General features: G+C 56.4%; 16 protein-coding genes. 13 read left to right on the plus strand and 3 right to left on the minus strand.

What is annotated here, in order from left to right; translation table 11 throughout:
* Positions 1-22: 22 nt before the first annotated feature.
* The 8 genes from MUU54_RS10640 to MUU54_RS10675 all read left to right on the plus strand — a co-directional run bounded on the left by MUU54_RS10640 (position 23) and on the right by MUU54_RS10675 (position 8,567).
* Positions 23-1,012 (plus strand): GNAT family N-acetyltransferase, encoded by a 990-nt coding sequence (locus MUU54_RS10640; RefSeq protein ID WP_247243992.1) that lies wholly within the window; start codon positions 23-25, stop codon positions 1,010-1,012.
* Between the two features lie 8 nt (positions 1,013-1,020).
* Complete coding sequence (locus MUU54_RS10645) at positions 1,021-1,443, plus strand: sugar 3,4-ketoisomerase (protein ID WP_247243993.1); 423 nt, start codon at positions 1,021-1,023, stop codon at positions 1,441-1,443.
* Entirely contained in the window at positions 1,440-2,549 is a 1,110-nt protein-coding gene (locus MUU54_RS10650) for a DegT/DnrJ/EryC1/StrS family aminotransferase (protein WP_247243994.1), read from the plus strand. Before MUU54_RS10645 ends, MUU54_RS10650 begins: the two co-directional genes overlap by 4 nt.
* Positions 2,550-2,551: 2 nt before the next feature.
* Positions 2,552-3,631 carry a dTDP-glucose 4,6-dehydratase gene (gene rfbB / locus MUU54_RS10655; protein WP_247243995.1) on the plus strand — a complete coding sequence of 360 codons (1,080 nt, stop codon included), beginning with the start codon at positions 2,552-2,554 and terminating at the stop codon, positions 3,629-3,631.
* Positions 3,632-4,051: 420 nt separating this feature from the next.
* Positions 4,052-5,086 (plus strand): polysaccharide biosynthesis protein, encoded by a 1,035-nt coding sequence (locus tag MUU54_RS10660; RefSeq protein ID WP_247243996.1) that lies wholly within the window; start codon positions 4,052-4,054, stop codon positions 5,084-5,086.
* 4 nt (positions 5,087-5,090) lie between these two features.
* Entirely contained in the window at positions 5,091-6,203 is a 1,113-nt protein-coding gene (wbjC, locus tag MUU54_RS10665; protein ID WP_247243997.1) for a UDP-2-acetamido-2,6-beta-L-arabino-hexul-4-ose reductase, read from the plus strand.
* Positions 6,200-7,333: a non-hydrolyzing UDP-N-acetylglucosamine 2-epimerase gene (wecB, locus tag MUU54_RS10670; RefSeq protein ID WP_247243998.1), complete on the plus strand. Its 1,134-nt coding sequence runs from the start codon at positions 6,200-6,202 to the stop codon at positions 7,331-7,333. The genes wbjC and wecB overlap by 4 nt, the downstream gene beginning before the upstream one ends.
* 7 nt (positions 7,334-7,340) lie before the next feature.
* Positions 7,341-8,567: a glycosyltransferase family 4 protein gene (locus MUU54_RS10675; protein ID WP_247243999.1), complete on the plus strand. Its 1,227-nt coding sequence runs from the start codon at positions 7,341-7,343 to the stop codon at positions 8,565-8,567.
* Between the two features lie 497 nt (positions 8,568-9,064).
* Here MUU54_RS10675 and MUU54_RS10680 read toward each other — a convergent pair whose 3' ends face one another.
* Positions 9,065-9,625, minus strand: coding sequence for a sugar transferase (locus MUU54_RS10680; protein ID WP_247244000.1), 561 nt, complete (start codon positions 9,623-9,625; stop codon positions 9,065-9,067).
* A 1-nt stretch (position 9,626) separates the two neighbouring features.
* Positions 9,627-11,585 (minus strand): polysaccharide biosynthesis protein, encoded by a 1,959-nt coding sequence (locus tag MUU54_RS10685; RefSeq protein ID WP_247244001.1) that lies wholly within the window; start codon positions 11,583-11,585, stop codon positions 9,627-9,629.
* Between the two features lie 229 nt (positions 11,586-11,814).
* Between MUU54_RS10685 and MUU54_RS10690 the strand changes: the two genes are divergently transcribed.
* The 3 genes from MUU54_RS10690 (at position 11,815) to MUU54_RS10700 (ending at position 15,323) form a co-directional block, all read left to right on the plus strand.
* Entirely contained in the window at positions 11,815-12,765 is a 951-nt protein-coding gene (locus MUU54_RS10690) for an NAD-dependent epimerase/dehydratase family protein (protein WP_247244002.1), read from the plus strand.
* Between the two features lie 187 nt (positions 12,766-12,952).
* Positions 12,953-14,350, plus strand: coding sequence for an EpsG family protein (locus tag MUU54_RS10695; RefSeq protein ID WP_247244003.1), 1,398 nt, complete (start codon positions 12,953-12,955; stop codon positions 14,348-14,350).
* A 58-nt stretch (positions 14,351-14,408) separates the two neighbouring features.
* Positions 14,409-15,323, plus strand: a complete 915-nt coding sequence (locus MUU54_RS10700) for a glycoside hydrolase family protein (RefSeq protein WP_247244004.1) — start codon at positions 14,409-14,411, stop codon at positions 15,321-15,323.
* Between the two features lies 1 nt (position 15,324).
* Here the strand turns inward: MUU54_RS10700 and MUU54_RS10705 are convergent, their stop codons facing one another.
* Positions 15,325-15,492, minus strand: a complete 168-nt coding sequence (locus tag MUU54_RS10705; protein WP_247244005.1) for a hypothetical protein — start codon at positions 15,490-15,492, stop codon at positions 15,325-15,327.
* A gap of 657 nt (positions 15,493-16,149) precedes the next feature.
* On the opposite strand from MUU54_RS10705, the gene tnpA reads away from it, so the two are divergent.
* Positions 16,150-16,608, plus strand: a complete 459-nt coding sequence (gene tnpA / locus MUU54_RS10710) for an IS66-like element accessory protein TnpA (RefSeq protein WP_247244006.1) — start codon at positions 16,150-16,152, stop codon at positions 16,606-16,608.
* A complete protein-coding gene (gene tnpB / locus MUU54_RS10715; protein WP_247244007.1) occupies positions 16,589-16,942 on the plus strand; it encodes an IS66 family insertion sequence element accessory protein TnpB in 354 nt (117 codons plus the stop codon). The genes tnpA and tnpB overlap by 20 nt, the downstream gene beginning before the upstream one ends.
* The last annotated feature ends 94 nt before the right edge of the window (positions 16,943-17,036 follow it).

Here is a 17,036-nt window from a genome sequence, read left to right on the forward strand (position 1 = left end):
GGTATAACAAAAGGAATTCAGCGTGATCGTCGCAAGACGCTTTACCCCCGATGATGCGAGCCAATGGAACAGGTTCGTGCAGCAGTCGCGCAACGGCACTTTCCTTTTTGAGCGTGGGTATATGGACTATCACGCAGATCGCTTCATCGATCACTCCTTGATGTTTGAGGATGAAGACGGGGCAGTAGTCGCTCTTCTTCCCGCAAGCCGGAGCGGCGTCTCACTCGTGACACATGGCGGTCTGACTTATGGCGGGTTCGTGACGGATATGCGCATGGGTGCTGCTCGAATGCTGGAAGTCTTTGATGCTCTCTTCAGCCACTGTCGAGACGAGAAAATCGATATGCTGCGTTACAAGGCGATGCCGCGGATCTACCACCGCCAACCTGCTGAAGAGGATCTTTACGCACTGTTCCGGGCCGGTGCCTTGCGAGTGCGGGTGGACGCCTCGGCGACCATCGCCTTACACGCTCCTCTTGCTTGGAGCAAAGGACGGAAACACAGCCTTGGGAAAGCACGGAAGAGTGGTCTTGACGTCTTCGAAAGTGAGGATGTTGTACAGTTTCACAACATCCTTCAGGCGAGACTTGATCAGCGATATGACGCTCGCCCCACGCATTCGGCCGAGGAGTTGACGCTGCTTCGTTCCCGTTTTCCCGGTCAAATTCGTCTGTTTGGCTCATTCAGAGATAACCGGATGCTGGCCGGGGTGATTACCTATGACTGTGGTCAGACTATCCACGCGCAATACATGGCAAGTAGCGAAGAAGGGCGCGATACTGGAGCTCTTGACCTCATAGTTCACGAGCTTACAACAAGCATTTTCTCTGATCGGACGTGGTTTGACTTCGGCATCTCGACGGAGGATCAGGGTCGAAAGCTCAACGAGGGATTGGCCCGCCAAAAGGAGATGTTCGGCGCACGCACGACCGTATATGAGACGTATGAGGTCGACACTACGGTGTCCTCCATCGCTAAAGCTGGATCTAGCGATCTGGCACCGAGCAACTAGGTGCTGAAATGTCTGCTGAACGTCCCAAAGAACGACTGATCCTTCTACCCACAATCAGCGATAGCAGGGGCATACTTGGTTTCGCGCAAGAAGGGGATCATGTTCCTTTCGCTATCAAGCGGATGTATTATATGTACAGCATCCCGACGGGCGCCACCCGCGGTGCGCACGCACATAGAGCTTGCCAACGTCTGCTTATCGCCTTGAACGGCAGCGTCAAAGTAACGATCGATGACGGACATCGGCGCGATCTTATCAAGCTAACTTCGCCGAGCGCAGGCCTACACATACCCGCTGGGCTTTGGATCGATTTGGATGATTTTTCAGAGGGCACGATACTTGCCGCTCTGGCGTCTCATCCGTATGAAGAGAGCGATTACCTTCGTGACTACGAAGCGTTTTTAGCCTACGCAAATGAGAACTTCCAGTGAACATTCCCTTTTACGACTTGGGCGCGGCTCAGCGGACTGCTTTTGCAGATATACAGGTTGCGCTTCAGCGTGTTGCCACTTCAGGCTGGTACATCCTCGGACCAGAGCTTGAAAATTTCGAACGCGAGTTCGCAAATTATTGCGGCTCCGCACATTGCGTCGGCGTATCAAACGGGCTCGATGCACTTCATCTCATCCTCCGCGCATACGGTATTGGTAACGGTGATGAGGTTATAGTGCCGAGCAATACCTATATAGCAACCTGGCTTGCGGTAACACAGGCGGGTGCGACGCCTGTTCCCGTCGAGCCAGATGAAGCAACACATTGCATTGATCCCGCCCGCACCGAGGCTGCGGTGACATCTCGAACGAAAGCAATCATTGCCGTTCATCTGTACGGGCACACCGTAGACATGGCTCCCATTCGCAATTTGGTCGAGCGGTACAGTATAAGGCTAATTGAGGATGCTGCGCAGGCACATGGAGCCCGCTATAGGAACCAGCCTGCTGGTACGTTAGGTGATGCGGCGGCATTCAGCTTCTTTCCCACAAAGAATCTGGGTGCTCTTGGTGACGCTGGGGGCATCACCACGAACGATCCGGCTCTAGCCGAGGAACTGCGTTTGCTCCGTAATTACGGATCCCGCCGCAAGTACTACAATGACAAGCAAGGCTATAACGCTCGGCTTGATGAGATTCAGGCCGCTGTGCTGTCTGCCAAACTGCCGCATCTGGATCGGTGGAACGAGGAGCGGCAGACGTTCGCCGACATCTATCTGGAGCATTTGGCAGGTATTGACAGCCTCATCCTTCCCAAGATCGCACCAGATGTTAAACATGTTTGGCACCAGTTCGTGGTTCGCTCAGCACATCGCGATGACCTCCAGCGAGCATTGGCGGATGCTGGTATCGGCACCATGATCCACTATCCAGTGCCACCGCATCGCTCTCGGGCGTATAGCGGGGCCGATTGGCCTGCTCTTCCGCTAGCGGACAAATTGGCTTCAGAAATCCTGAGTCTGCCAATAGGCAATGACCAGACGCCGGAAACAATACGCGTCGTCGCGGATGCTATTAAAGGCTATTTCGGGCGGAGGGGCAGGTAGCTATGATCGTTTTGGTTACAGGTGGCGCCGGCTTCATCGGTTCCGCCTTGATACGTCACATATTGCGGACCACTGATTGGCGAGTGGTAAATGTTGACTGCCTTACCTACGCAGCGAATCTTGCTGCCTTGGAACGACTTGCAGATGATCCCCGGTATGCACTGGAGGTCGTAGACATCCGTGATGCGGAGGCAGTTCGGGAGCTTTTCGCCCGCCACAGCCCCGACGGCGTCATTCATCTTGCTGCAGAAACTCATGTGGATCGCTCAATCGACTCCCCAGATGATTTCCTTACGACAAATATAATGGGGACATACCAGCTTCTTCGGGCAGGACATGCCCATTGGCGGGCACTGCCTGAGGCTCAAAGACTTGCCTTCCGTTTTCATCATGTCTCAACTGACGAGGTTTTCGGCCAGTTGAGAGACGGCGATCCGTCGTTCAATGAGGAGACGCCATACCAGCCCAACTCACCTTACTCGGCATCAAAAGCGAGCTCCGACCACTTGGTCCGTGCCTGGCATCATACTTACGGCTTGCCCACGCTCGTGACGAACTGCTCCAACAACTATGGCCCCTGGCAGTTTCCTGAGAAGCTAATCCCCCTTACAATCGCCAAGGCTGTGCTTGGTCAATCCATTCCCGTCTACGGCAATGGCTCGAATGTTCGAGACTGGCTTCATGTTGACGACCATGCGCGTGCACTTTGGGCAGCTTTTCGGAATGGAAAGCCGGGCGAGACCTACGCAATCGGAGGCAATTCCGAGCGTCGCAATATCGATGTCGTACGAACCATCTGTCGCATTCTTGACGAGGAGAAAGGCGGAGAGGCTCATGAGAGGCTAATCACTTTTGTGAGTGATCGACCGGGCCACGATTTTAGATACGCGATTAACGGGTCGAAGATTGAGCGAGAAGTTGGGTGGGTGCCGGCTCGTACACTTGAAGAAGGACTGCGTGATACGGTTCGGTGGTATCTGCGCAACCAGGACTGGTGGGCGGAGGTGCTCGCGAGCAGATATGACGGTAGGCGGTTAGGGTTTTCCTCCGGTGAGGCCGAGGCTGCGTCTGGATCGCGATGACTGGTTTCGAAATTTACCATTGTTCCGGTCTCGAAAGGGAGGCCGATCTTGGTGGAGGCGTAGCCAAGCCGTCGTGGTCTGACGTGGCTCAGAGGATCATGGAAACCGCCTTCCAACGCGTGGTGAAGATCCTCACCTCTGACAGACCGTGACGTCGGTTATCTGTCTTGGCAAGGTCCGTCCTTAACGCGAGCCTGTTGAGAGTGACCAATTCGAATCAGTTAGCTATTACGAATGCCTTTCTAGGCGGCAACGCTATACCTTGCCCTAGGGAGATCAGCTGCGTCCTATTCAGGGGCAACTCAGACAGCGAATCTCGGCGTCGAAACAGGACCCATTTTTTGGTTCGGTAACAACCGTGAGAGACTTGCTACCAAGAAGGTGACCGGGCTACTAGGCACTACGAAGAAAGGTTACCCCATGTTCGCAAAAAAAGTACTGCTAATTACCGGTGGGACAGGATCGTTCGGTCGCGCTACGGTGCGCCGTTTCCTTGACACCGACATCGCAGAGATTCGTGTGTTCAGCCGTGACGAGAAAAAGCAGGATGACATGCGCAAGCATTTCGACAACCCTAAGTTGAGCTTTTATCTTGGCGATGTGCGCGATCGCCACAGCGTGGAGCGGGCAATGCGGGGCGCTGATTATTGCTTCCATGCGGCTGCGCTGAAGCAGGTGCCTTCTTGCGAGTTCCACCCGATGGAAGCAGTGCGTACCAACGTTCTGGGTACAGAGAACGTGCTGGAGGCTGCGATCTTGTCGGGTCTGAAGCGTGTCGTATGCCTTTCGACAGACAAAGCTGTCTATCCTATCAACGCGATGGGCATCTCGAAGGCGCTGATGGAGAAGGTAATGGTGGCGGCGTCACGGAACCTCGACGCCACGCAGACTACGATATGCGGCACGCGATACGGCAACGTAATGGCATCGCGCGGCTCGGTGATCCCGCTCTTCATCGATCAACTCAGGGCAGGGCAGCCGATTACGCTGACCGACCCGGCGATGACGCGTTTCATGATGACACTTGAGGATGCCGTCGAGCTCGTGCTGTACGCTTTTGAAAACGGAAACAACGGCGACATCTTTGTGCAGAAAGCGCCAGCAGCGACTGTTGAGGTGTTGGCGCAGGCTGTAAAGCAGGTCTTTGGCAAAGAAGAGCATCCAGTGATAGAAATCGGCACCCGCCATGGTGAAAAGCTCTTCGAGGCTTTGCTGAGCCGCGAGGAACTGGCGACTGCGATAGACGAAGGCGGTTACTTCCGCGTTCCGGCCGATGGACGCGACCTCAACTACTCAAAGTTTGTCGAGCAGGGGGAAAAGCGCCTCAACCGTACTGAGGACTATAACTCGCACAACACGGAGCGGCTGGATGTGGAAGGCATGAAGGCGCTCCTGATGAAGGTCAAATATGTCCGCCGCGCTGCAAGCGGCGAGGACCTTGGTCCGGAGGACTAAGAAGGTGCGGATCGCGATCACTGGCGCTGAAGGCTTCATCGGGCGTAACCTAGACGTCCGGCTGGGCGAGGCGGGCTACACAGACATCGCGCGGATCGTGCGAGGCACGTCACGAGAGGAACTTCCGAGCCGCCTCGCCGATGTAAACATCGTCTTTCACCTGGCGGGTGTGAACCGGCCGGCCGATCCGGCGGAGTTTACGACCGGAAACGCCGATTTCACCGCGGAATTGTGCGACGTGCTGGCCGGCATGGCGAACCCACCCCGGATCGTGGTCTCGTCCTCGACGCAGGCCGCTCTTGACAATCCCTACGGGCAGAGCAAGCGCCGCGCCGAGGAGATCGTCGAGGCCTACGGCGCCAGGACAGGCGCGAGCATCCACATCTTCCGGCTGACCAACGTCTTCGGCAAGTGGTCGCGCCCTAATTACAACTCGGCGGTTGCAACCTTCTGCCACAACATCGCGCATGGCCTATCGATCACCATCGATGACCCGGCGGCACCGCTTCGCCTTGTCTATGTTGACGACGTCATTGAGGCATTCCTTGCGCTCGCGCGCGACGGGGCTGCGCCCGGCGGATTTGTCGAAGCTGCGCCCGTCTACGAGACGACCGTCGGCGCGGTTGCCAACATGATTCGGTCGTTCGCCGCTAGCCGCGACGACCTGACGACGCCACCCGTTGGCACCGGCCTCGCCCGCGCACTGCACGCGACCTATCTGAGCTTCCTGGCACCTGTCGCCTTCACCTACACGGTACCGGTTCACACCGACCCGCGTGGCAGCTTCGTAGAGATGCTAAAGACGCGCGACAGCGGGCAGTTCTCCTATTTCACCGCCCATCCTGGAATCACACGCGGCGAGCACTATCACCACTCGAAGACGGAAAAGTTCCTTGTCATCAAGGGAACGGCGAGCTTCGGCTTTCGCCAGATTGTCACCGGAGACACCTTCGAGCTCGTCACGCGCGGCGGCGACGCGACAATTGTCGAGACGATACCTGGCTGGGCGCACAACGTGACCAATATTGGCGACGACGAATTGATCGTTATGTTGTGGGCGAACGAGATCTTCGATCGCTCCCGACCCGATACCATAGCAGCGAAGGTGAAGCCGTGAAGAAACTCAAGGTTATGACTGTCGTTGGGACGCGGCCCGAAATCATCCGGCTTTCGCGCGTGATGGCAAGGCTGGACGAGCACTGCGAGCACGTGATCGTCCATACCGGCCAGAACTACGACTACGAGCTCAACCAAGTGTTCTTCGACGATCTCGGCGTCAAAAAGCCGGATCATTTTCTCAATGCGGCGTCCGCCGGCCCCTCGGAGACAATCGGCAATATCATCGGCGCTGTAGACAAGGTGCTCGCTAACGAAAAGCCAGAGGCGATGCTGGTGCTAGGTGACACCAATTCATGTCTATCGGTGATCCCGGCGAAGCGCCGTAAGGTACCCGTGTTCCACATGGAGGCAGGAAACCGATGCTTCGATCAGCGCGTGCCCGAGGAGATTAACCGCCGGATCGTTGACCACACGGCTGATATCAATCTGACCTACAGTACGATCGCGCGCGAGTATCTGCTACGCGAGGGGCTGCCGCCAGACTTGGTCATAAAGACCGGCAGCCCGATGTTTGAGGTGCTGCATCACTATGCAGGGCAAATCGACGCCTCAGACGTACTCGTTCGGTTAGGCCTGGAAGAAGGGGATTATTTCGTGGTGAGCGCCCATCGCGAGGAAAACATTGACACCGAGCGAAATTTTGCTCGGCTCGTCGGCGTCCTCAATAGCGTGGCCGAGGATTACGGGCTGCCTGTGATTGTCTCGACTCACCCGCGCACCATGAAGCGCGTAGAGGCTACAGCATCGAAGTTCCACGACCTCGTGCGCCTTATGAAGCCGCTTGGGTTCCACGATTACGTGCGGCTCCAGAAGTCGGCACGTGCGGTGCTTTCAGACAGCGGCACGATCAGCGAAGAGGCGTCGATCCTTAACTTTCCTGCACTCAACCTGCGCGAGGCGCATGAGCGGCCGGAAGGTATGGAAGAGGCGGCCGTCATGATGGTGGGCCTGTCGCAAGACCGCATTCGTCAAGGCCTTTGCATCCTTGAGTCGCAGACCCGCGGTGACGAGCGCAGTCTCCGTCTCGTCGACGATTATTCCATGCCGAATGTCTCTGATAAGGTAGTGCGTATTATTCACAGCTACACCGATTACGTGAACCGCGTCGTTTGGCGCCGCTACGATTGAGACCGGCTTGCGTATCCTCATCCTGACGCAATATTTCTGGCCAGAGAATTTTCGGATCAATGATCTTGCATCCGACCTTATTGCACGCGGCCATCAAGTAACTATTCTTACAGGGCTTCCGAACTACCCGTCGGGCAAACTGTTCGACGAATATCGCGCCAATCCCGATGAGTTCTCGCGTTTCGAGGGGGCGGAGGTGGTACGGATCCCTATGCTACCGCGTGGCTCCGGGAGCCTGAGGCTGATGACCAACTATGCAAGCTTCGTTATCTCAGGACTAACGATTGGCGCCTGGAAACTGCGCGGCCGCAAGTTTGATTTGATCTTTGTCTTCATGATCTCCCCAATCACTGCGGTCCTTCCAGCGATCCTCCAGCGCCGGTTAAAGAGGGCGCCGCTGTTCGTGTGGATCCTCGATCTTTGGCCGGAGACGCTGGAGGCGGTCGGGGTGGTGAAGTCACCGCGTCTGCTGGCGCTCGTTGGCCGGCTGGTTAGCTACATTTATCGCCGGACGGACCACATCCTCGTACAGTCGCGCTCCTTCATCGACAATGTACGCACATATGCCGGTAAGGGTGCGGCCGTAAGCTACTTTCCGGGTTGGGCGGAGCCGATTTTTGAGCAGGGGACGCAGGGAGTTGGCAAGGCGCCAGAGGTCATGCGGTACTCTGACAGCTTCAACGTGGTCTTCGCTGGAAATGTCGGTGAAGCGCAGGATTTTCCCGCGATTCTGGATGCCGCGGAAGCCCTTCACCCGGACGCGAAGATACGAATCCTCATCGTTGGCGATGGACGGATGACTCCATGGGTCGAAGATCAGATCGAACGGCGGAGGCTTTCCGACCGAGTCATCCTCCTAGGCCGATTTCCACTTGAGCGCATGCCGTCTTTTTTCACCGCTGCGGACGCGCTCCTGGTATCGCTCAAGCGCGATAAGATATTCGCGATGACAATCCCGGGAAAGGTGCAGAGCTACCTTGCGGCCGGGGTGCCTCTGCTTGGTATGTTAGACGGTGAGGGCGCGCGCGTAATTGAGGAGGCCGGTGCCGGTTTGGTCAATCCTTCCGGCGACGGTGCCGCGCTTGCTCGCAACATTGAGACTCTAGCCACGATGGCTCCAACTGAGCGCGTAGCCATGGGTGCCAAAGCCAAGGCTTACGGTCAGGCCGAGTTTGATCGCGCGACATTGCTAACAGAGCTCGAGGCGAAGATGTGTGACTTTGCGATGAAGTGAAGTTAATCTCCATTAACCGCTGAACACGTTCTGTAGTCCGGCAGGTGCCGCCGCCTAGCGAGGTTTTGAAGAACCGACCGTTTCGCAGCAAGATCGCGATAACAGCTAACTTAGGTAGCTCGATAGACGCCTGCCTTTGCCCAACCTCCTCGGTGACTTTCATCAGGAGGAAAACCGTCAATCGCTCGACATAGCTGAATGAACGTCGCCACAAGGGGATCTCGCCTGGATGAATGTCATGCCGGCGAGTACATTGCCAATGCGAGCACCGGGTTCATCGTCCAATACTCAGCTTCGCCTCGTCCAACCAGCGCTATCTACGCTCGATACGGGGATAACCTCCATTCCTGCCATGAAACCTCTGTACCAATGCTGGTTCAAATTTCAGAACATCGCCCGATTTGCTGGCTCAGCGAAAACCGCTTACCAGTCGCTCACAACAAGATGCGCATCCGAGCGGGCTCGACAGTCCTGTACAGCAGGCCACAAGAGGCGGCTCAAGACTGGCGTACTCTGTCGCCGCTCCCGGCGCGCTGGAACACCGTCCGATAAATCAGATAAAGATCTCCCAAGAATGACCGATCAGCAAGATACTCGGCATCCTTCTCGGCTAGGCGCACAGCATCTGACATATCAATGTCGTTGACTTGAGCCAGCCCCGTAATTCCCGGCAACAGAGTCAATACACCGCGCTGCCTGCGCTCATCAATTAGTTCCAACTGTGTTGGGAGACATGGTCGCGGACCAACAAAGCTCATCTCACCGCGAACAATATTCCATAGTTGAGGAAGCTCATCCAATTTGCTCCGACGCAATATGGCGCCGAGCTTCGTGATGTGTGCACCGCTCGCGTGATGAGTCGGCACATTCGGCGCGTTCAAGGTCATAGTGCGCAACTTGTAGCAGCGGAACGGCCGCCCATCCAGGCCGACGCGATCCTGCGCAAATATCGCGGCGCCCTCCGACTCCCGCCGAATGAGGATTGCAAGGATTGCAATCACGGGCGTTGCAAAAATGAGACCGATGAATGCGGCCGAGAGATCAAATGCCTTCTTCATGTTAGATTGCACGTACTTCTATGTCGCGAGGTGCCTGCACTTTGAAATCGGGATTCGCAGTGCTGTCCTTATATTCAGGAACAATATGGCGAAGCAGTTCCAGTGCGCGCTTTTCATCTTCGGCAAGCACCGCGGCTTCGATGCCATCCAACGTCCGCATCAGGAAAGCGCTGTCCACCATCCTCGGGTTAGCGACCACGTATCCGTCCTTCGTCGCCGCGTCCTGTACTTCGCTCGGATCGAACAGCTCCTCATAGAGCTTTTCACCAGGGCGCAGCCCGGAAAACACAATGTCAATATCTGTATTGGGTTTGAAGCCGGCTAGCTGGATCATCCGCTCGGCCAGATCAACTATTCTAACGGGATCGCCCATGTCGAGGACCGTAATCTTTCCCCGCTCCGATTGTGCGTTGAGGCCATGAGCCGTGGCGTGCAAGACAAGTCGCACGGCCTCTGGAATCGTCATGAAGTAGCGTACTATGTTCGGATGTGTGACTGTAACCGGCCCTCCCGCCGCGATCTGCTCCTGAAAGCGTGGAACAACCGATCCGTTTGAGCCGAGGACGTTTCCGAACCGGACAGTTTTAAAGCGAGTTGTGTGCGACAAGGACAAGTCCATAGTCTGGCAGTACGCCTCTGCCGCCCGCTTAGTAGCACCCATAACGTTGGTCGGGTTCACCGCCTTGTCAGTTGAGATCATTATGAAGGTAGAAACATTGTGCTCAATCGCGGCGTCCACAACGTTACGCGTTCCGAGCACGTTAGTTTTTATCCCCTCGATCGGGTTTTCCTGGACAAGAGGCACATGCTTTAATGCAGCCGCGTGGAAAACAACGTCAGGCCTGCAAGTTGAGAAAAGCTCGCGCAACCGTGCCTTGTCGCGTACGCTGACCAGCCGCGTGACGATGTCGAGCTCCGGGTAGGTTTCCCTGATCTCCTTGTCAAGCATATAGGTGTTATGTTCCGAGTTGTCGGTTAGCACGAGTTGACGCGGCCGGAACTGCGCTATCTGACGCACAAGTTCCGATCCGATTGAACCTCCGGCGCCGGTCGCCAGCACGCAGCGCCCAGTGATCAAAGTGGCAACGCTGTTTATGTCGGTCCTGACCTCGGCTCGGCCCAGAAGATCACGCAGCTCGATCGGCTTCGGATCCATTAGTGTCGCGCTGGTCAGAGCCGCGGTGTCAGTAAGGTCCGGAATACGCGTCACCTGCAACCCTGCAGCCGTTGCCCGTTGTACGATGTCGCTCAGTCGCTGCCGACTTGGAGAGTTCTCCGCGACCACCAATTCGGTCAAGGGAATGCCGCGTTTTTCGAAGCGCGTTATCACTTCAGTCAAGCCACCAAAGCTACCTACCACCTTAACGCCCTGGACGGACTCCTTGCGCGATGATTCTGCAGAATCGAGTATTCCTGCCACGTAAAATCTTGACTGGCGCGAACGCCGCCATGCTCTGATGAAGCTCTCGGCCGTACCAGTGAGGCCTAGAATGAGCACGTTGCGGGCACCTTCTTCTGGACGGCGGCCGCCGAGCGGATGGAGCCAGTGACCTTCAACCGCCAGCCGGTAGACAATACGGGGCGTCACCAGCCCGACCACGAGCAGAAGGCCACTCAACACGATGACGCTCCGTGGGATGTCCGTGCCGCGCGAGACTAGAAAGGCGCCTACAGTGTAACTGACAACGGTCGCCGCAGCTGTTTTGACGAGGTTGAGGACGTCAGGTAGTGACACGTAGCGCCAGGTTCCGCGATGAACTTCGAATGTGAAAAGAGCAACCGCACACAACACGGTGAACGCAGCTGCTTTCTCCCCCAAGGCCGGCACGAAGTGAAGCGCAGTCGTGTCATAGACTATCGCGTACGCGCCGTAGAAGGCAGCCCATGCCACGGCAAGATCCAGCAGCACACTAACCGATCTCCACGCCACCAGTTTCCAACGTCTGTTAAACTTCAGCATTCTGCATTTATTCCTTAAGCACGGCTCAAAGGGCTGCGGCACGGCAATACAACGTGCGGTGATGTGAGGCAACTCCAGCCCATCAGATTAGGCGATCTCGCGTTCGCCCTCCAACATTTTATCCACCCCGAGACCGTCTCTAGTCAGCATATCTCGTGAGTAAGCTTCTTTCAGTCGGCCGGCAGATCAGCTAGGGTCGCTGCGGCTAACACTCAATGCTGGGTAAAAGATGGCAAGAGTTCTACTGACAGGTTCGACCGGTTTTATCGGGCAAAGGGTCGCTGGCACTCTGCGGTCGGCCGGCTTCTCAATCACTCGAGCGATACGACATTTCGACCGCGATGAAAAAGCGATCGGAGTGGGGGCAATAGGCGCTGAGACTGACTGGCGCCGAGCGCTCGATGGATGCGATGCAGTCGTTCATCTCGCCGCGCGGACACCCGCAGCGGGAGTATCCACCGATGAGTTCACCGCGGTCAATGATCTCGGAACGGCGCGCCTTGCCGAACAGGCGCGCGAAGCAGGTGCGAAGAAGTTTATCCTGATGTCCAGTATCTTCGCGGTGACTGGGAACTCAAATGAGCATGTTGTTAACGATTTCTCGCCAAGATCAACATCTCTTCCCTATGGTCGCTCGAAGCTCGCTGCTGAAGCCCATGTTGAGGCGTTCGCCAGCGACGGAAGGACTGGCGTTTCGCTTCGGCCACCGCTGGTATATGGTGCAACTGCCAAAGGCAATTGGAACCTCTTACAGAAGCTTGCCGCAACGGGGCTACCCTTGCCCTTTGGCCTAGTTAGCAATCGGCGGTCGATGATTTCGGTCGACAACTTAGCGGAAGCCGTTCTTGTCGCCTTGCTGCGGGCTTCTCCGGAGTGTTCCGGAGCTTACGCGGTCGCCGACAAAGAGAGTCTCAGTCTTTCGCAAATTATCCGGTATCTGCGCGAGGGGATGGGCAAGCCGGCGCGCCTTGTACCTGTTCCTACGAGCTTCCTGGCTGGGCCGCTAAATTTGACCAAGCGAGGGGTGATCGCGCAAAGTCTCTTTGGGACTCTGGAGGTAGACGCTACCAGATTTTTCCAGACGTTTGGCTGGTTTCCGACTGAAAGCGCATGTAATGCAGTTGTCCGCTCGGGTAGGGAATTTGCCAACCACCAACGCGCAAGTTCAATTCACACCTGAGTGCTGTTAGGCCATCCCCCTATGGGGGCAGCGTGATCGGCAAACGAGAGAGACTGTTGCATTCCTTTTCGCTTTCGAAGGGTCACGCCTAATTTCACACTGATAACTTCTTTGCGTGAGCCTGCAGATTGTCTTTTCTGTCTAGGTCATATAGGGAGCCGCTACCGAAACAAGATGAGGTGGCAGGATGACGCCATACGGTCTGGTGTTCGTCGCGCTTGCGCTATTGGCTCTCCTGCCAACGCAAACTGCGGACAAAAAATGGGCTGGTGACTTCGCCGCTCTAATCCTGATACTCTTCGCAGGGCTTCGCTTCGAAACCGGTTACGACTGGATACACTACGAGCAGTTCTTCTATGCAACGCCGACCGTCATCCAGGTGATCTTGGGTGGCGCCTCCGTTCCGGACTACTCGGACCCTTTGTATCTGCTGTTGAACATGGCCGTTAAAAGTGTGGGTGGCGGGGTTGGTGTTCTCTTTATAGTGATCGCGTTCGTCTCGATCGGCATTATGCATGTTGCTATTTCGCGCTTCTGCAGAAACATGGCATTGGTTTGGCTAGTCTACTTCGGCGTTGTCTTTTTAACGGCCCAAATGACCACGCTGCGTCAGGCTCTCTCATGCTCCTTCTTGATCGCAGCACTCGTGCTGATGATTGAGTCCCGTAAATGGCTGTCGATCGGGTCCTTCGTTGCGGCTGCTGGTTTCCACGTAACGGCTATTGCTTCGTGGCCGCTCGCTGCCCTTGCAAAGTACCGTCTGAGCGCGATGGTCGCAGGGATCATTGTTGGGGCCGGGATGTTACTTGCTGCCGCCTCTGTCAATATCATCCCGATGCTCGGTGGGCTGGCTGAGTACGCTCCAGATTTTCTGGCTTATCGGATAGCGTTCTATTCTTCGCTTGCCCCGGCCCCCATAACAAAGGGAAGTGCGGCATTGATAGTGCTGCATCTCGCCATTCTCGTAAGCCTATACTTTCTTCCATCGAAGGTGGGACGCGATGATCCTTACATAAAGGCCGCTATTTGGCTCACCGTGGCAGTTCTCGCCTCTCATCTCTTTCTATGGAGCTTCCCCAACATTTGGAACCGCGTGATGATGTTGTCTCTCCCGTGGCAGATCGCGGCGTTTTGGCGGGCTTGGGAGGCGTCCGAAGTTCGGAGGAACTTCAAACTTGCGCCAGCGTTTGGATTGGCAGTCTTCTCATCTGCCGCGCTATTCTATTCTCTAACCAAGCCGCAGGCCGCTCCATTCGTGCCATACCAGGCACTGCCTATTGTAATGATTACTGGCTCTTGCGGTGACGGGCACGAGCGTTTGATGAAGGCTCAGGCAGAGTATAATCAGTATCTGACGCCGCAGACTGACATCCCCGCCGAGATAGTCTCGGCTGAAACCGCTCGAATAAACTCCGTCGTTGATGCAGCAGCACTCGATATCGAAAAAAAAAGAGAAGGAGCCTCGGTTGTCGTTGAGGCCGTTAGGGCAGCAGTGATAACGCCGACTGAAATCTACGATACGAAGGCAGCACAGCAGACGGAAGAGCAGATCTCTGCCGACTGCTTGCCCCCCGGTGCATCATGAAGCGTGCGAAGCGAGCCAGATTTAGTAACGCACACTTCTTTGCAACGAGGGCAACAGGATGCTTCACTGGAATAAGATCGGCCACGTGTTCGCGCAGAACGGGTCATTGCAATGGGCCACTGACTCTGCGCTGACACCCACACCTATCGTAGTTCGCGACGAGGAAATTAGGGTATACGCTGGATTTCGGGACAGCGAAGGCATCAGCCGGATCGGCTACGTCGACGTTGCCGCGGACGATCCTCGAAATGTACTGCGGGTATCACAAACGCCGGTTCTTGATCGGGGCCGCGATGGCTGCTTTGACGATAACGGCGTGATCATGGGTGACGTGGTGAAGACCGGCGATAGGCTGCGGATGTACTACGTCGGCTTTCAACAGGTTAAGCGCGCCAAGTTCCTTGCCTTCTCAGGTGTGGCTGAAAGCATCGACGGAGGGGAGACATTTCAGCGCCTCTCCGAGGCTCCAGTAATGGACCGCGTGGGCGGCGGAACGACCATTCGAGCTATTCACACCGCTATGCAAATCGATGGCGCTTGGCGCGTATGGTACGCTGTCGGTGATCGCTGGGAGATGATCGGCGGTGTTCCCTTCCCGCAGTACAACATCTGGACGACGACCTCACCGGACGGCATCCAATTTACTGAGCCGGGGACTCTTTGTGTTGACAATGAAGGGGCCGAATATCGAATAGGACGCCCGTCTGTTTACCGTCATGGCGACGGCTACATGATGTTCTATACCAAGGGGACGAAGTCAGGCTCCGATTATTTCCCAGGGGTGGCCTTTTCTGCTGATGGCGTCCGTTGGGAGCGCTGTGACCACGAACTAGGTCTGGAACTTTCTCCGGGCGGCTTCGACAGCATGCACCTGTGTTACCCGAGGCTCGTGGAAGCGAATGGGCGCACCCTCTGCTTCTACAACGGAAACAACATGGGCAAGGAAGGTTTCGGCGTGGCCGAGTTACTATAGGCTATCCAGAATGAAATCTATCCGCCTGAATGGCTTTGAGCTCTGGCGTGATGTCGTCGCCGGGACGGATTCCGCTGAGCAGTTCGTCCGCCTTGTCCCTTGCCGCCTCGTCGGTCATCCCTGCTTCTTTCAAAGCCTGAGCAATCCGTTCTGCGAAGGCAGATGCCATTTTTGTGATCCTGTTCATGGAGTTGGCTGAAGGCCCAGCCTACCGACGGGACTGCCGAATGCAACGCCTATCTCGCACTGCCGGCAACCGATGGCCGAAGACTGATGAACCGAACGCCAAGCGCCGCGCTCCTATAGCCGCCGCCCCAACGCTCTCCACAATCTGGACCTCTCAAATCGCCCCGCGCTGCCGGTCCAGTGTCCTGAGGTTCAATTGGGGAACGGTGCCATCGGGTGAGACAGGGAGAGCGCTTCGGCCTGAACGAGAAGTCTAAACTTGTGGACGCGCCTACCGGTTCAGCCTCTCGGTTACGATCAGTCCGGCGTTGAGCGGATGGACGTAGGTGCCGAGGAAGACGCTCGGGCTCTTCCATCCTCCCGCATCCCTCGCCGACTTCAGGTCTAGCCAGCGCGAGGGTATTGTTTGCGAACGCGTGCCTGCCGCAGGTGTGGCTTGATTTGTAGGTGATGCCAGCGCGAAGGCAGACCGCCTTGATCCGCTCGTTGACAGAGTGGCAGCTCGTGTAGAGGAAGGCCCGCTCCTGCGGATCCCGACCTTTCTGCATTCGGTAGAGGGTAAGCGCTAATTTCGGCGCACCTTTTTTGGTGGCGACCCCTGCCGCATGAAGTGTCCACTTAAGATAGGTGGACACCAATTATGAGTGACGAAGAGCAGAAACTGCGTGTGCGGCTTGTTGGGCGTGATGGCCGACGCCGCTACGAGCCAGAATCAAAGGCGCGGCTTGTTGCGGCCTGCTTTGAGCCTGGCGTTTCTATATCAGGCCTGGCGCTTGCCCATGGGGTCAACGCCAACGTTCTGCGCAAATGGGTCAAGGATGCCAAGGAATCTGGTTTGCGGACGGCATCATCACGATCGGCGTTTATCCCGGTCCTAGCAGCAGATTGTAGCCGGCGTGATAGGCCCCACTCGCTGGATATGGAGGCCGCACGAGGTGAAGGCCGAACGGCATCACTGGAGAGGACGGCGGGACTGTCGGGTTCTTCCAAGATCAGGGCGTTATTGCCGAACGGCGTGAAGCTTTCGCTGGAGTATGGGGATGTGGATGCGTTGACGGCGATCATCGGAGCACTTGGCCATGTTCAGACTGGGTGCTGATCTCAAGGTCTACCTGCATCGCGAGCCAATCGACTTTCGCGCCGGCATCAACAGCCTTGCGGTCCTGGTGCAGGAGACGATGGAGCTCGACCCGTTTGCGCCTGCGGTCTTTGCCTTTTGCAATCGCCGTCGCGACCGGATGAAGTTGTTGTTCTTCGATCGCTCCGGCTTTGTCATGGTCCTGAAGCGGTTGACCGAGGACAGGTTCCGATGGCCACGACGGGAAACGGCGGTTGTGGCGCTTTCGACCGAGCAGTTACATTGGATACTCGACGGCATCGATATCGACGCGATGGTCCGCCATCCGGTTCGGCAATACCAGATCGCCGGCTGAGAGCTTTCGACGTCTGCAGTTGACGGGGCAGTACGGTTCAGATTCAAGAATCGGATGAACCGGCCCGGCGATCCCACTGTTGAGGAGTTGATGG

Origin of the sequence: Pseudorhizobium tarimense, assembly GCF_022968135.1 — a bacterium.
Taxonomy (GTDB): Bacteria; Pseudomonadota; Alphaproteobacteria; order Rhizobiales; family Rhizobiaceae; genus Neorhizobium; species Neorhizobium tarimense.

Coding starts and splice junctions, on each gene's coding strand:
- MUU54_RS10680 (WP_247244000.1), bottom strand. CDS start 9,625: ATGAAGAAGGCATTTGATCTCTCGGCCGCATTCATCGGTCTCATTTTT.
- MUU54_RS10690 (WP_247244002.1), top strand. CDS start 11,815: ATGGCAAGAGTTCTACTGACAGGTTCGACCGGTTTTATCGGGCAAAGG.
- rfbB (WP_247243995.1), top strand. CDS start 2,552: ATGATCGTTTTGGTTACAGGTGGCGCCGGCTTCATCGGTTCCGCCTTG.
- tnpA (WP_247244006.1), top strand. CDS start 16,150: ATGAGTGACGAAGAGCAGAAACTGCGTGTGCGGCTTGTTGGGCGTGAT.
- tnpB (WP_247244007.1), top strand. CDS start 16,589: ATGTTCAGACTGGGTGCTGATCTCAAGGTCTACCTGCATCGCGAGCCA.
- MUU54_RS10645 (WP_247243993.1), top strand. CDS start 1,021: ATGTCTGCTGAACGTCCCAAAGAACGACTGATCCTTCTACCCACAATC.
- MUU54_RS10700 (WP_247244004.1), top strand. CDS start 14,409: ATGCTTCACTGGAATAAGATCGGCCACGTGTTCGCGCAGAACGGGTCA.
- MUU54_RS10685 (WP_247244001.1), bottom strand. CDS start 11,585: ATGCTGAAGTTTAACAGACGTTGGAAACTGGTGGCGTGGAGATCGGTT.
- MUU54_RS10695 (WP_247244003.1), top strand. CDS start 12,953: ATGACGCCATACGGTCTGGTGTTCGTCGCGCTTGCGCTATTGGCTCTC.
- MUU54_RS10705 (WP_247244005.1), bottom strand. CDS start 15,492: ATGGCATCTGCCTTCGCAGAACGGATTGCTCAGGCTTTGAAAGAAGCA.
- MUU54_RS10660 (WP_247243996.1), top strand. CDS start 4,052: ATGTTCGCAAAAAAAGTACTGCTAATTACCGGTGGGACAGGATCGTTC.